Source organism: Candidatus Accumulibacter phosphatis (assembly GCF_012939955.1).
GTDB classification, from domain to species: Bacteria; Pseudomonadota; Gammaproteobacteria; order Burkholderiales; family Rhodocyclaceae; genus Accumulibacter; species Accumulibacter delftensis.
In genome coordinates, this window is the sequence record NZ_SPMY01000019.1 from 67,385 (window position 1) to 82,023 (window position 14,639).

Below are 14,639 nucleotides of genomic sequence, written 5' to 3' on the forward strand. Positions count from 1 at the left end.
ACTAATTCCAGGGTTGGTTGGCGCCGTCGGCCGGCCATCGACCCGGCTGCCACGGCACGGCGACCAGCGCGCGCAAACGGGCCATGAAATCGGCACGCGGGATTTCGCGCGCGCCCAGAGACGCCAGGTGCGCGGTTTTCATCTGGCAATCTATCAGGCCGTATCCCTCACCCTCAAGGAAACGCGCGAGGTGTGCGGCGGCAATCTTGGAAGCATCGGTGGCCAGCGCGAACATCGATTCTCCGTAGAACATGCGCCCGATAGCCATTCCGTAGAGACCGCCCACCAGCTGGCCATCGATCCACGTCTCGACCGAGTGCGCGAAACCAAGTTGCGCCAGCTGCCAGTAGGCGTGCTGCATTTCGCGGGAAATCCAGGTGCCGTCCTGACCGTCGCGCGGCGCTTCTGCGCAGGCGCGGATGACCGCCGGGAAGTCACTGTCCAGTTTCACCTCGTAGCGACCGGCACGCAGGCGACGGCGCAGGGAGCGCGAGATGCGGAAGTCCCCAGGGTCAAGCACCATACGCGGATCCGGGCTCCACCAGAGGATCGGTTCGCCGCTCGCGTACCAGGGGAAAATGCCATGTTGGTAGGCGTTGAGGAGGCGTTGCGGCGACAGGTCGCCACCCGCACAGAGCAGGCCGTTGGGCTCGTGCAGCGCCCGTTCCAGTGGCGGAAAGGGGGCTTTGCCTTCGAGCCAGGGAATCATCGAGGCAACGGAATGCTCTGTGCGATGGGCACGACGCTTTGCATCGGCGTCTTGAAGGCGACGACGTGGTCAACGTCGAGGCGGATGCCGATCAGCTCGCCAAGGGCATGGTTGTGATGCGAAGGAACCAGCGACAGGACTTCAACGCCACTGGCGAGCTTCAAGGTATAGAGGATTTCCGCGCCACGAAAAGCCTTGAGCCGGACTTCGGCGAGCAGTTCGCTGCGGTCGTCGTGAACGATGTCGTCGGGACGTAGCAGCACTTCGACGCCACAACCCTGACCACAGGCAGCGCAACCCTGGCTGCATTCGAGCGGCAAACGCGATTCGAGAATGCCGAGCTCGACCTCTACGTGCCGTTCATCGATGACTCTGCCAGCCATGAACACCCCCTGCCCAACAAAATCGGCGACAAAGCGGTTGACCGGCTGATGGTACAGGCGATACGGACTATCCCATTGCTGAATGATGCCGGCGGCCATGACGCCCACCTCGTCGGCCATGGCAAAGGCTTCGTGCTGATCGTGGGTGACCAGCACCGCGGTAATGTTCTGGCTCTTGAGAATGTCACGCACTTCGAGCGACAGGCGCTCGCGCAGACCTACATCGAGATTGGAGAACGGTTCGTCGAGGAGCAGCAACTGCGGTTGTGGCGCCAGCGCGCGGGCCAGCGCCACCCGCTGCTGCTGCCCTCCCGAGAGTTCATGCGGGTATTTGCCGCCCTGGCCAGCGAGGCCAACGGTGGTCAGAAGCTCGGCGGCGCGCTCTTGACGCTGCTCGGCGGCCACGCCAGCGAGACCGAAAGCGACGTTGGCCGCCACCGTCAGGTGCGGAAACAGCGCGTAGTCTTGAAAAACCATGCCGATCTCACGCTTCTCCGGCGGCAGCCGCCAACCGGCGCGACTGACGGCCCTGCCCTGCACGCGAATCTCACCGGCAGCGATCGCTTCAAAGCCGGCGATGCAGCGCAGCAGCGTCGTCTTGCCGCAGCCCGAGGGTCCGAGCAGGCAGGCGATGCTGCCGGTTTCGACACTGAAGCCGACGCCATCGACGACGGTATGCGAGCCGAAGCGCTGGACGATTCCTTCGAGTTCGAGATGGGCCATCGAAGCCTGGTGAGGAGTGGATGAGTCGGTGATTCGGTGATTCGGTGATTCGGTGATTCGGTGATTCGGTGATTCGGTGACTCGGTGACTCGGTGACTCGGTGGGCGGCGGACCCCAGCTGCTCAGTTCCTGCCGACGTCAGCCAGGACGTGAAGCAGCAAGGAGCAAGGCTGCTTGTCAATTATAATTCTCATTTACGCACTTGAATCATGATCCGCTCACCGCTCAATCCCCTGCTCGTCGTTTCTGCCACCGTCGCCGCCCTGGTCGGCCTGCCGGTGGCCAGCGTGCTGACCAACATCCTCAGCGGCGGTACCGGAACGACCTGGTCGCACCTGGCAGCGACCGTGCTGCCGGACTACATCGCCAACACCCTGGTACTGTGCCTGACGGTCGGGGTGGGGGTGGTCGTCCTCGGCGTCAGCACAGCCTGGCTGACGACCATGCATTCATTTCCCGGTCGGCGCGTCTTCGAGTGGGCGCTGGTCTTGCCACTGGCCATGCCGGCCTACGTTCTGGCCTACGTGTACACCGATTTCCTGCAGTTTGTCGGCCCCCTGCAGACTTTCCTGCGCGAGTACTTCGGCTGGAGCAAGGCCGACTACTGGTTTCCGGAAGTGCGCAGCCTGGGCGGCGCCGTCACCATGTTCGTCTTCGTTCTTTATCCCTACGTCTATCTGCTCACCCGCACGGCTTTCATCGAGCGTGCCAGCGGCATGCTCGAAGCCTCGCGCACACTCGGTCTCGGGCCCTGGCGCAGTTTCTTTCGCGTCTCGCTGCCACTGGCCCGGCCGGCCGTCGCGGCCGGCGCCGCGCTGGCACTGATGGAAACGCTCGCCGATTACGGGACGGTCTCCTATTTCGGCGTGCAGACCTTCACCACCGGCATCTATCGTGCCTGGTTCTCGCTGGGTGATCGCATTGCCGCAGCGCAACTGGCGGCGGCGCTGCTCGGCTTCGTGATGCTACTGCTGGCCATCGAGCGGGTCTCCCGCGGCCGCTCGCGCTTCTACGACACCACCGCACGCAACCGGCCACGCACTAGCCAGCACTTGTCGGGCTGGCGCGGCTGGCTGGCCAGCGCAGTGTGTGCGCTGCCGCTGACCATCGGCTTCCTGTTGCCAGCCTACCTCTTGCTGCGCCTGGCGCTGGCCAACGGCGAGGCGCGCTTTGGCGAACATTTCTTCGTCATGGTGCGCAACAGCTTCGTGCTCGCCGGCCTGACCGCAATCATCGCCGTGTCGCTGGCGGTATTGCTCGCCTACGGCGCACGCCTCTCGAAAGGGCTACTGGCGCGCGCCCTCAACCGCCTGGTCAGCCTCGGCTACGCCGTCCCCGGTTCAGTCATCGCCGTCGGTGTCCTGATCCCGGTCAGCCGCCTCGACATCTGGCTGGCCGGCCAGTGGCAAGACTGGTTCGGCGCCAACCCCGGCCTGCTGCTCACGGGCGGAATCGCGGCGCTGATCTACGCCTATCTGGTGCGCTTTCTGGCCGTCGCCTTGCAGGCGGTGAGCAGCAGCCTGGCAAAAATCACCCCGAACATGGACGATGCGGCGCGCAGCCTGGGCCTCGGTCAGGGCGCAACGCTGCGCCGGGTGCACCTGCCGATCCTGCGCAGCAGCCTGTTCACCGCCAGCTTGCTGGTCTTCGTCGACGTCATGAAAGAGTTGCCGGCGACGCTGGTGATGCGCCCTTTCGACTTCGACACCCTGGCCACGCAGGCCTATACGCTGGCCGCAGACGAACGGCTCGCCGAAGCAGCCAGCGCGTCGCTGGCCATCGTCGTCGTTGGACTGCTACCGCTCATCGCGCTGTCACGCCAGATTTCACGCCGCCGTCGCTGACGCCGCTGCGGCGATCGGCGCGAGCAGCGAAATTAGCGCTCTAACGCAATCAGGCAATCAGCGATACCCCACCTGATCGAAGATCATCTGCGCCTTGGCACGATACATCGCCAGCGAGCCGACCGGCAGCGGGTCGGCCTTGAACTTGCCGAGCGCAGTCAGCGCCGGATTGTCGATCTTGATCCCGACCACCACCGGCCACTCGTTGTTACCATCGGCGAAATAGCGCTGCGCCTGGTCGCTGGCCAGATACTCGAGGAACTTGAGCGCTGCTTCCTTGTGCGGTGCATGCTTGAGAATCCCGCCACCGGAGACGTTGATGTGTGCCCCATAGCTCTGCTGGTCAGGCCAGACGACGCCGATCTTGTCCATCGTCGTGCGGTCCTCGGGCTTGTCCGAACGCATCAGGCGCGCCAGATAGTAGGTATTGGCGACCGCCACCGCGCATTCGCCAGCAGCCACCGCCCGGATCTGATCGGTATCCCCACCTTTCGGCGCGCGCGCGAAATTGGCCACCATGCCCTTCGCCCATTGCTCGGCCTTGGCCTCGCCCTGATGGGCGATGATCGACGCCATCAGTGACAGGTTGTAGGGATGCGAGCCCGAACGCGAGCAGATCTTTCCCTTCAGGCGAGGATTGGCCAGGTCGCCATAAGTCTGCACTTCCTCGGGCTTGACGACGCCTTTGGCATAGACGATGACGCGCGCACGCGTCGAGAACGAAAACCAGTCGACGGTGCGCAGATTGGCCGGAATACGCGCCTCGAGAAGCGGCGAGCTCAGCGGCGCAAAGAGTCCCAGTTCGTGCGCGGCGGCGAGCCGCGCGGCATCGACGGTGAGCAGGATATCCGCCGGGCTGTAGGCGCCCTCGTTCCTGATCCGTTCGAGCAGTTCGTCTTCCTTGCCCTCGATTCGCTTGATGGTGATTCCGGTCTGCTCGGTGAAACCCTGGTACAAGGCTTCATCGGTCTGATAGTGCCGCGCCGAATAAAGATTCAGCACTTTGTCCTCGGCCTGGCTGACGCTGCTGCCGAAGGCAGCGACAACCACCGCGAGAGTCAACAGCGAACGCGAAAACAGAACTTTCATGTCATACCTCCATTGCTTGAGATGCGAATAACTCTTGTTAGCAACGGATATTAACAAGCGCAGAGCTTGCTGTAAATGCGAATTCTTCGCATTTACAGCTGTGAGATTCGGGCCGTTTGACGATCCATCATTCCTAACCATGGAAAAGTTCAGCCAAACCATGGTAACGCGAATGCTTCTCATGTACATTGCAAACCCATTCCTTTGGGCCCTTGCTGCGCTAGGGCAGCTTTGACAACGGTCATGCTCCGCGAGGCAGGCACTCGCTCACTTTTTTTGGAAGAGGGATGTTGATGTCCAAGTACACATTCGGCGCCGCGCGCAGCGCATTGTTGCTCACTGTCCTTTTCACTCAAGCTTCGCCTGTGCATGCTGCCGCCGGGGACGACCCCGGCGCGTCCTCAAGGGCAGGCGAAATCCGGCAGAGCGAGGGCGGGCCGGCGCACGAGATGACTTCCATCGCGAGCGCCGATGTCGCTGCGCCGAACTGGCAGGAAAGCACCCTCACCGGCGACTGGGGCGGTGCCCGTCAGCGCCTGTACGACAAAGGTGCCGAGCTCGAGCTTCTCTACACCGCTGACTACCTCCGTAACAATAGTGGTGGCTTCAAACGCGGCGGCGGCTACATGGGTCATGTCGACCTGATCCTGCAAGTCGACGGTGAGAAGCTGCTCGGCTGGCAGGGCGGATCGGCGTACCTGCAGTTGATCAGCAACAGCGGCCAACGCGTCAATCTCAACTACGTCGGTAGCCTGATGGGCATTGACAACATCGAAGCTCCGGTCAACCGTAGCGGCATCTTCCAGGCCTGGCTGCAGCAGTCCTTCCCCGACGACAAGGGCTCGCTGCGGCTTGGCCTTTACCCCATCGACTCCGAGTTCTACGTTACCGATTCGTCGGGCGTTTTTCTGCATCCGTCGTTCGGGATGTCCGCCGAAGCCGGTGATTTCGGCACCCTGGCAGGCCCTACGATCTACCCGACCAGCACCTGGGGCGCCCGCCTGCGGATCGATCCGGACCCTGCCTGGTACGCCATGCTGGCCGTCACCCGCGGCGTTACGACCGAGCGTGCAGCGACTGCCGGCCCCAACATCAGCTGGCAACAGGGCAGCGGCAGCATGGTCATCGGTGAAGTCGGCCTGCGTCCGGCCGAACTGGGCGTGACGCTCGGTGCGTCAGCTCCGGCCGCCAGCCACGCGGGTGGCTTCGAACCCATCAGCAAGCTCGCCCTTGGCGCCTGGCGTTTCACGCCGCAGTTCCCGGAGCTGGTGGCGGTCAACGCGGCGGGCGATGCCAAGACCACGACGCACTGGGGTGCCTACATTCTCGGCGAACAGACCCTTTATCGTGTCCCCGACTCGAATCGCAACTTGACGGCCTTCGTTCGCTACGGCCTTACCGACGGCAAGACCAACAACATCGACTATTCGGTCAGCGCCGGTATCGCCTGGCAGGGCGTGCTCGCTGGCCGTGAAGACGACATCTTCGGCATCGCAGCAACGCGCGCACACGTCGGCCTGCAGGGACGTGAACTGCTGGCCGCCGATCTTGGCACGCCGCTGTCGTCTACTGCGGAAACCGTCGTTGAAGTAACCTACCAGGCCCAGCTCGCACGCGGCGTGATCGTGCAACCGCTGATCCAGCGCATTTTCAATCCCGGGCTTTCGCTACCCGACTCCACCGTTGCCGGCGCCCGTCTGCAGCTGGCATTTTGAGCACCGCCGCCAAGGCGCCGGGCAACACATGCCTGCTACAGATCCCCACCCATGAACGAAGGCCTCGTCGGGAATTGTAAATGCGGCGCTACAAGTCGCTGCGGGAAATGGTTTCGGAAAGTCTGATCAAGAATGCAGCACTACACACTAAACTGACCGAATTTTCTGGGGTTCCGGCTTACCACCCCTAATCTGAAAGTCGCCTACGCAACTCAGGAGTCGCCCTTCTCTCCTCGCGGACGAAGGGCCAGGGGGGACGGTCATAACCGGTTACTGAGCGAGGCTTTTCTGCTCCTCGCGAGCCAGCAAGCGACGGGCGCCGTTGTAGCGGTTGATCCAGTAACTCTGGCGCATATCCTCGATACGCACTTCGGCACCGGAGCGCGGCGCGTGCAGGAAGCGGTTGTCACCGAGATAGATGCCGACGTGCGAGAACGCGCTCCGCATGGTGTTGAAGAAAACAAGGTCTCCGGCTTTCAGCTCCTGGCGGCCGATCACCGCACCCACCTGGCTCTGTTCTCTGGCCGTGCGCGGCAGCAACATGCCGATCGCCTCCTTGAAAACCACTTGCACCAGACCGCTGCAGTCCAGGCCGACATCGGGATTGGTGCCGCCCATGCGATAGTTGATGCCGATCAGCTCGAGGCCCTTGAGAATCAGGTCTTGAGCGCTGTTGGTGTAGCGCTCGAAGAACGACGCGTCCTCGGCAATCCTGTGCAATTCGGTGGCGTAAACCGAGCCGGCACTTCCTGGGAGGACCGCTGGGAAAGCCATCAGCGCGGCAGCGAAAAGGGAGGCGAGAAGGTGTTTTTTGAGCATAGAGGCGGAATTTATGTGAAAAAAGTCACACTGTAAACCCCCAATTGAACCGCAGCTATCCCAGAAACCGATCGAAACAAGCACTGCAAGCGACTCACTTAAATGAGATATCCAATAAAAATCAGCCTCGTGGCAATGCTGCACTGCACATACGAGCAAGGGAACAAACGCGCTATATTCCTTGTCTCGCTGGCACCCGCGTCGAAGACTCTAATTCTGGCAACGGCGATGACGCGCGTTGGCGCGCAAAGGTGCTGGGCTTTGTGTTTATAATCGCCGACTGTCCCGACGGTCAACGAGGCGGCAGCTTCGCCCCGCGTTTCGCTAGACTCCCGTTGTGCTCGACTCCTTGTGCTCAACCCCATCCAATCCAACGTACGGAGCCTGCATGAGTCCCTTCAAAGCGTATCTGATCGATGAACAGGAAGGTGTCACCAAAAGCGACTTCGTCAAGCTCGAGGAAGCGCAACTGGATGCGGGCGAAGTAACGATCAAGGTCGCCTACTCGAGCGTTAATTTCAAGGACGCGCTGGCGGCAACCGGCGCCGGCCGCATCATCCGCCGCTACCCCTGCGTTGGCGGCATAGACCTCTCGGGAACCGTCGCCGCGAGCAGCGACGCGCGCTTCAGCGTCGGCGATGCGGTGATTGCCACCAGCTTCGACATCGGCGTTGCGCACCACGGTGGTTATGCCGAATACGCCAGGGTGCCCGCGCAATGGGTCGTCCCCCTGCCCACCGGCCTATCGCTGTACGAAGCGATGGCCCTGGGTACCGCGGGCTTCACGGCGGCGCTGGGAATTGTGCGCATGGAGGAAAACGGTCTCCAACCGAGCAAGGGTCCGCTGATCGTCACCGGGGCCAGCGGGGGCGTCGGCAGTCTGGCGGTGGACATGCTGGCCCGGCGTGGTTATCAGGTCACGGCACTGACCGGCAAGGAAAGCGAAGTCGACTACCTCAAAAGCCTGGGCGCGGCAGCAGTGATGCTCCGTTCGACGCTCGACCTGTCGCGCATCAGGCCCCTCGACAAGACGCTCTGGGCTGGTGCCGTTGATAACCTCGGCGGCGAGGTTCTCGCCTGGATCGTCAGCACCATGAAACAGGGCGGAACGATCGCCAGCATCGGTCTGGCAGCCAGCCCGTCACTGAACACGACAGTAATGCCTTTCATCCTGCGCGGCGCCTGCCTGCTGGGAATCGATTCCGGCTACATTGGCGAGCCGTACCGCAGCAGCCTCTGGCAGCGTCTGGCCAGCGACCTGCGCCCGCAGCATCTGCAGTCGATGACGCGCTGCATCGCTTTCGACGAACTGCCCAAGGTCTTCGACGACTTCCTCAAGGGTCGTGCGCATGGCAGGGTAGTGGTCGCTGTGGGCGGCACTTGACGCCCCGGCCTTGATTGCCAGCGCCCACCGCGATGGACACCCCGCAGCAACGGCCTCGCATCCTGATTGTCGATGAATCGCGAAACGTCCGCACCCAGCTCGTCCAGCTCATCCGCGACCAGTACGACTTCCGCGAGGAAGGCGATGGTGAAGGCGGCTGGCAGGCGCTGGTCATCGATCATTCGCTGCAGCTGGTGATCTGCGCCGTGTCGATATCAATACCGCTACTCGATAGCGACGGTCTGCTGGCGCGACTGCGCTCGTCGAGGCTGGCCCGCCTGCGTCAAATTCCGGTGCTGATGGTCGCCAGCAACGATGAGGAGGCCAATGTGCGCGCCCGCGCGCTCGGCGCCTCCGACTTCATCGCCAGCGACATCGACGCCAGCGAACTGCTGGCGCGCATCGACTCGGCACTGCGCCTGGCCCAGGCGCAGAACGTCCTCCGCGAACATCCGGAACGCGACACCCAGCACCCCGATACCGGACTACCCACCCGCCAGCGCCTCGAAGTTCATGCGGCGCAGGCAATCTCGTATGCCCTGCGCCACGAGAGCCCGGTGAGCATTCTGATCATGGGCTTCGACCGCTTCGACGCACTGCGCGACGAGCACGGTGAAGATCTGGTCAAAGAGTTGCACAAACGTTTCGCAAGTATGCTATTCACCAAGGTGCGCAAGGAGGACAGCCTCGGCCACTACTCCGGCAGCGATCTGGCCGTGGTTTCGCCGGGCACCCCCTACCCGGCCTGCGAAGCCTTCGCCAATCGCCTTCGCGAGGCCTTCGCGGTGGCTAATATCGCGGTGCACGGCAAACGCCTCGATTTGTCGGTCAGCGTCGGGGTGGCAAATACCCCGGTTGATCGTCTAAACTCAGCGTCGTCCTTGCTCACCCTGGCCGCTCAGCGCCTCAAGACGGCGCAACAGGCGGGTGGCAATCGCGTCGTCGCCTGCGGCGAAAAACCGTTGAGCCAGCAACCAGCGCCACGCCTAGGCCATGCCATCGACCTAATCAAGGCCGGACACGAGAACGCGGTGATCCCGCATCTCCTGCACTTGAGCAAAGAAGTACTGCCCTTCCTGGAACTACTGGAAAGGGAATTGAAGTTGGGTCTGCCTTTGGCAGAGCTCCGAAAAAGGACGCTTGACCGGGAGCATTAGGCGCTCCAAGACACCCGGCAGGCGTAGTTTCCACTGCAGCACGTGGTTTAAATTTTGCACGAGGGAGTCTCATGACGACAATCCAAGAGTTTCACAAGAAATCAATCGACAATCCGGACGCTTTCTGGGGAGAAGAGGCCAAACTCATCGACTGGCACACGCCGTTCAGCCAGGTACTCGATTTTTCCCGGCCACCGTTCGCCAAGTGGTTCGTCGGAGGCGAAACCAATCTTTGCTACAACGCCGTCGATCGGCACGCCGCCACGCGACCGAACGACCGCGCGCTGGTCTTCATCTCGACCGAAACCGACCAGGAAGTGGTCTATTCCTTCGCCGACTTGAAAGCCGAAGTGATGCGCATGGCAGCGATCATGCAAAACCTCGGCGTCGGCAAGGGCGACCGCGTTCTGATCTACATGCCGATGGTCGCTGAAGCGGCCTTCGCGATGCTCGCCTGTGCGCGCATCGGCGCCATCCATTCGGTCGTTTTCGGTGGCTTTGCCTCCGGTTCGCTGGCCACCCGCATCGACGATGCAACGCCGGCACTGATCGTCTCTTCCGATGCCGGCATGCGCGGCGGCAAGGCCGTCCCCTACAAGGGCCTGCTCGACGAGGCGATTTCCCTGGCCGAAAAGAAGCCGGCGAAAGTGCTGATGATCGATCGTGGCATCGACAAGGGCTTCAACAAGGTCGCCGGTCGCGACGTAGACTATGCGACCGAACGCGCCAAGGTCATGGACACCGACGTGCCGATCGTCTGGCTGGAGTCCTCCGAGCCGTCCTACATCCTCTATACCTCCGGAACCACCGGCAAGCCGAAGGGCGTGCAGCGTGACACGGGTGGCTACGCCGTCGCCCTGGCCGCGTCGATCAAGAACATCTTCTGCGGCGAAGCCGGCGAGACCTTTTTCGCCACCTCCGACATCGGCTGGGTCGTCGGCCACTCCTACATCGTCTATGGTCCGCTGCTCGCCGGCATGGCCACTATCATGTACGAAGGCACGCCGCTGCGTCCCGATCCCGGCATCTGGTGGCAGATCGTCGAGAAATACAAGGTCAGCGTCATGTTCTCGGCGCCAACGGCGGCACGGGTGCTCAAGAAGCACGACACCGAGTACATGCACAAGTACGACCTGTCGACGCTCAAGCACCTGTTCCTGGCCGGCGAGCCTCTCGACCAGCCGACGCACGAGTGGCTGATGGGCGAACTCGGCCTGCCGGTGATCGACAACTACTGGCAGACCGAAAGCGGCTGGCCGATGCTGTCGGCCATGCCTGGTGTCGAGAAGACCGAAATCCGCTACGGCACGCCGAGCTTCCCGGTCTATGGCTACAACCTCAAGATCTTCCGCGAAGACGGCACGATCTGCGATCCGGATGAAAAAGGCATCGTCGGCATCCTGCCCCCGCTACCGCCGGGCTGCCTGTCGACCGTCTGGGGCGACGACGCGCGCTTCGTGTCGACCTACTTCACGCTCTTCCGCGAGCCGCAGGTCTACTCGTCGTTCGACTGGGGTATCGCCGACAAGGAAGGCTATCACTACATCCTCGGCCGTACCGATGACGTGATCAACGTTGCCGGCCACCGTCTGGGGACGCGCGAGATCGAAGAAGCCATCCAGGGACATCCGGCGATTGCCGAAGTTGCCGTCGTCGGTGTTGCCGACAAGCTCAAGGGTCAGATGCCGATGGCTTTCGCGGTGGTCAAGAGCGCCGACAGCATCGCCACGCCAGAGCTGGTAGCTGCGCTAGAAAAGGCGGTGATGAAGCAGGTGGACGCCAGCCTCGGTGCGATCGCTCGCCCGAGTCACGTGCACTTCCTCAGCGTGCTGCCCAAGACCCGTTCGGGCAAGCTGCTGCGGCGGACGATCCAGGCCCTCGCCGAAGGTCGCGACCCGGGCGATCTGACGACCATCGAGGATCCCCTGGCCCTCGAACAGCTGCAAAAGGCACTGAGCGCCGCCCAGGCTTGAGGCCGCGGCCGCCACCTGGCGGCCAACACTTGAACCTTCAACTGCCGCCCGTGAGGGCGGCATTTTTTTGGATTCCGCTGCGGCAACAACGACCCCATTGCCGAAAACCTGAACCACGGCCATAAAGGTGCGCTGGTTTTGTCCGTTAACTACCTGTCAGTCGCCGATACCCGACCCGAGAGGCCCCCGAACCATGACCGCCAAAACCGCCGCCTCGACCCGTGCCCTCGCGCTCGCCTTCGCTTTCGCCTTTGCAACCCAGACCACAGCCCAGTCCCTGCCGCCGGAGGAGCTCGACATCAGCCTCGAAGACCTGCTCCGCGTCGAAGTGACCAGCGCTTCGCGCAAGAGCGAGCGCCTGCACGACGTGGCCGCGGCGGTGTACGTGATTAGTCGTGAAGACATCGAACGCTCGGGAGCGACGAGCATTCCCGAAGCGCTGCGCATGGCACCCGGCGTCGAGGTTGCGCGCCTGGCCAATAATCGCTGGGCGGTCAGCGTCCGTGGCTTCAACGACCGCTTCGGCAACAAACTCCTGGTACTAATGGACGGGCGCAGCATCTACTCGCCGATCTTTGCCGGCGTCCTGTGGGAAAACGAGGACACCCTCCTCGAAGACATCGAGCGCATCGAGGTCATCCGCGGCCCAGGGGCGGCGATGTGGGGAGCCAACGCGGTCAACGGGGTGATCAACATCATCACCCGTCGACCGCGCGATACCCAGGGCAATCTGCTGGTTGCCGGCGCCGGCAACGAGGAACGCGGCTTCGCCTCGTTCCGCCATGGCGGCGAGGCCGGCGACGGCCACTACCGGGTCTGGGGAAAGGCCTTCAATCGCGACACGGCGGTCAGCGCTGACGGTCGCTCGGGTAACGACTACTGGCGCTCGGGGCGCGTCGGCTTTCGCGGCGACTGGACCGTCGCCAGCGGCCAGCGCGTGATGCTCAGCGGTCAAGCCTATTCGAACGATACCGGTGACCGCTGGCAGGTCCCCGACATCACTGCGCCGCAAGGAGTGCGGCTCACCGACATGCAGCAGACCGGCAAGGGAGCGCACCTGCTCGGGCGCAGCGAATGGATCCTGAACGATGGTTCCGAAGCCGCGCTGCAGGCCTATGTCGACGTCAGCCAGATCGAATTACCCGGCGCTTTCAAGGAGGACCGAACGACGATCGACATGGATTTCCAGCATCGTCTGCTCGTTGGCAAGCGCCACGACGTGCTCTGGGGCCTCGGCTATCGCTACTCGGGTGACCGCATCGACTCGGCAGGAATCATGTCCTTCCAGCCGGACAGTCGCAGCTTCAATCTGGCCAGTGCCTTCGTCCACGACGACATCACCCTGCTGCCGAATACGCTGCGCATGATCCTCGGCGTGCGCCTGGAAACCAACAATTTCACCGGCTATCAACCGCTGCCAAACGCCCGCCTGATGTGGACGCCAAGCGACAGTCAGTCGGTGTGGGGCTCGGTCGCCCGCGCCGTGCGCACCCCATCGCGCGGCGAACTCGACGCCGACATCGACCGGTCGGTGCAGCCGCCCGGCACGCCGGGCAATCCCTCGCCCTTCCCGATCCTGACGCGCAACGTCCAGGACGATCACGAGCTGAAAACGGAGACCGTCCTGGCCTATGAACTCGGCTACCGGCAGCGCTATGCAAACAATCTGTCGCTCGATGTCGCCGCTTTCTACAACCAGTACGGCGATCTGCGCGCGGCGGTGCTCGGCGCGCGCAGCTTCGAATTCTCGCCGCCGCCACCGCACATCGTTCAGACGATCACCCCGGACAACAACGTCGAGGCGCATACCCATGGTGTCGAGGTCTCCGTCGACTGGTCGCCGCTGCCCTGGTGGCGGCTGCAGCCGATCTACAGCTACCTCTCGCTGACCTCCTCGTCAACCAGTGGCGACCCGGTCTCCGTCGCCAGCGCGCAGATCTACAACAGCAGCGACCCGCAGCATCAATGGTCGCTGCGTTCGTCGATGTCCGTGACCGACCGGCAGCAGTTCGATCTCTGGCTGCGCTATGTCAGCAAGCTCGGCGACCGGACCTCGCAGTTCTCGATTCCGGCCTACACCACCCTCGACCTGCGCTACGCGTGGCGGCCGACGCGTGACCTGGAGTTGTCGCTGGTCGGGCAGAACCTGCTCGACAACCAGCACCCGGAGTTCGTCCCCAGCCTGCTGCCCGGGCAGGCGCTGGAAATAGAGCGCGGCGTATACGTCAAGGCCAAGTGGCAGTTCTGAGAGTGCGGAGAGTGACAACTCGATGGCCGCACGCATGAACTCCTTGGCGCTCCGTTGTCTCGCCGTGCTTCTGGCGATTGCCACGATCATGGCTGCCGGCAGCACTCGCGCCCAGGGCACGCTCACCGAGGCACAGGCCAAGGCGGCGTTCGTGATCAACTTCGCGCGCTACATCGAATGGCCGGAGCGCGTTTTCACGACCCGCACGGCGCCCCTACTGATCTGCGCCCTCGGTCGCAGCGCCGTCGGCAACGCTCTGGAAGCGCACGAAGGCCGCCAGGTGCAAGGGCGCCCGGTCGCCGTGCGCCAACTGCTGGGCATCGACGAGACGCGCCCCTGTCAGGTGCTGTTCATCGCCGACTCGGAAGAACGCCGTATGAGCCAGTTGCTGCGCGCGCTCAGCGGACAGCCGATACTGACGGTCAGCGACGCCGACGCTTTCATCGATGGCGGCGGCACCATCGGTCTGGTGCGTGCCGAGCAACGCCTGCAGTTCGAGGTCAATCGCCAGGCTTTGGAACAGGCACAGCTCAAGGCCAGTTCCAACCTTCTCAAGCTCGCCCGCAACCTGGCCGATTTCAAGGGAAAAAACTGA

Annotated in this window: 11 protein-coding genes; 7 read left to right on the forward strand and 4 right to left on the reverse strand. The window is 63.0% G+C overall.

Annotation, left to right across the window (positions count from 1 at the left end):
• Position 1: 1 nt before the first annotated feature.
• Together aat and E4Q23_RS07215 are read right to left on the reverse strand one after the other, a co-directional pair.
• Positions 2–709, reverse strand: a complete 708-nt coding sequence (gene aat / locus E4Q23_RS07210; RefSeq protein WP_169066008.1) for a leucyl/phenylalanyl-tRNA--protein transferase — start codon at positions 707–709, stop codon at positions 2–4.
• Positions 706–1,815 carry an ABC transporter ATP-binding protein gene (locus E4Q23_RS07215; protein ID WP_169066009.1) on the reverse strand — a complete coding sequence of 370 codons (1,110 nt, stop codon included), beginning with the start codon at positions 1,813–1,815 and terminating at the stop codon, positions 706–708. The genes aat and E4Q23_RS07215 overlap by 4 nt, the downstream gene beginning before the upstream one ends.
• Before the next feature lie 209 nt (positions 1,816–2,024).
• Between E4Q23_RS07215 and E4Q23_RS07220 the strand changes: the two genes are divergently transcribed.
• A complete protein-coding gene (locus E4Q23_RS07220; RefSeq protein WP_169066010.1) occupies positions 2,025–3,659 on the forward strand; it encodes an ABC transporter permease in 1,635 nt (544 codons plus the stop codon).
• Positions 3,660–3,716: 57 nt separating this feature from the next.
• Here the strand turns inward: E4Q23_RS07220 and E4Q23_RS07225 are convergent, their stop codons facing one another.
• The gene (locus E4Q23_RS07225; protein WP_169066011.1) at positions 3,717–4,748 is read right to left on the reverse strand and encodes an extracellular solute-binding protein; all 1,032 of its coding nucleotides are present in this window, start codon (positions 4,746–4,748) and stop codon (positions 3,717–3,719) included.
• 293 nt (positions 4,749–5,041) lie between these two features.
• Here E4Q23_RS07225 and E4Q23_RS07230 point away from each other — a divergent pair, with 293 nt between their 5' ends.
• Positions 5,042–6,463 carry a carbohydrate porin gene (locus E4Q23_RS07230; protein WP_248595294.1) on the forward strand — a complete coding sequence of 474 codons (1,422 nt, stop codon included), beginning with the start codon at positions 5,042–5,044 and terminating at the stop codon, positions 6,461–6,463.
• A gap of 270 nt (positions 6,464–6,733) precedes the next feature.
• On the opposite strand, the gene E4Q23_RS07235 is transcribed toward E4Q23_RS07230, so the two are convergent.
• Positions 6,734–7,282, reverse strand: a complete 549-nt coding sequence (locus E4Q23_RS07235; RefSeq protein WP_169066012.1) for a C40 family peptidase — start codon at positions 7,280–7,282, stop codon at positions 6,734–6,736.
• A gap of 388 nt (positions 7,283–7,670) precedes the next feature.
• On the opposite strand from E4Q23_RS07235, the gene E4Q23_RS07240 reads away from it, so the two are divergent.
• The 5 genes from E4Q23_RS07240 to E4Q23_RS07260 all read left to right on the forward strand — a co-directional run bounded on the left by E4Q23_RS07240 (position 7,671) and on the right by E4Q23_RS07260 (position 14,639).
• Entirely contained in the window at positions 7,671–8,666 is a 996-nt protein-coding gene (locus tag E4Q23_RS07240) for an oxidoreductase (protein ID WP_169066013.1), read from the forward strand.
• 14 nt (positions 8,667–8,680) lie between these two features.
• Positions 8,681–9,823, forward strand: coding sequence for a diguanylate cyclase domain-containing protein (locus E4Q23_RS07245; RefSeq protein ID WP_169066014.1), 1,143 nt, complete (start codon positions 8,681–8,683; stop codon positions 9,821–9,823).
• Between the two features lie 71 nt (positions 9,824–9,894).
• Complete coding sequence (locus E4Q23_RS07250; RefSeq protein WP_169066015.1) at positions 9,895–11,796, forward strand: propionate--CoA ligase; 1,902 nt, start codon at positions 9,895–9,897, stop codon at positions 11,794–11,796.
• Between the two features lie 193 nt (positions 11,797–11,989).
• Positions 11,990–14,044: a TonB-dependent receptor plug domain-containing protein gene (locus E4Q23_RS07255; RefSeq protein ID WP_169066016.1), complete on the forward strand. Its 2,055-nt coding sequence runs from the start codon at positions 11,990–11,992 to the stop codon at positions 14,042–14,044.
• Between the two features lie 22 nt (positions 14,045–14,066).
• A complete protein-coding gene (locus tag E4Q23_RS07260; protein ID WP_169066017.1) occupies positions 14,067–14,639 on the forward strand; it encodes a YfiR family protein in 573 nt (190 codons plus the stop codon).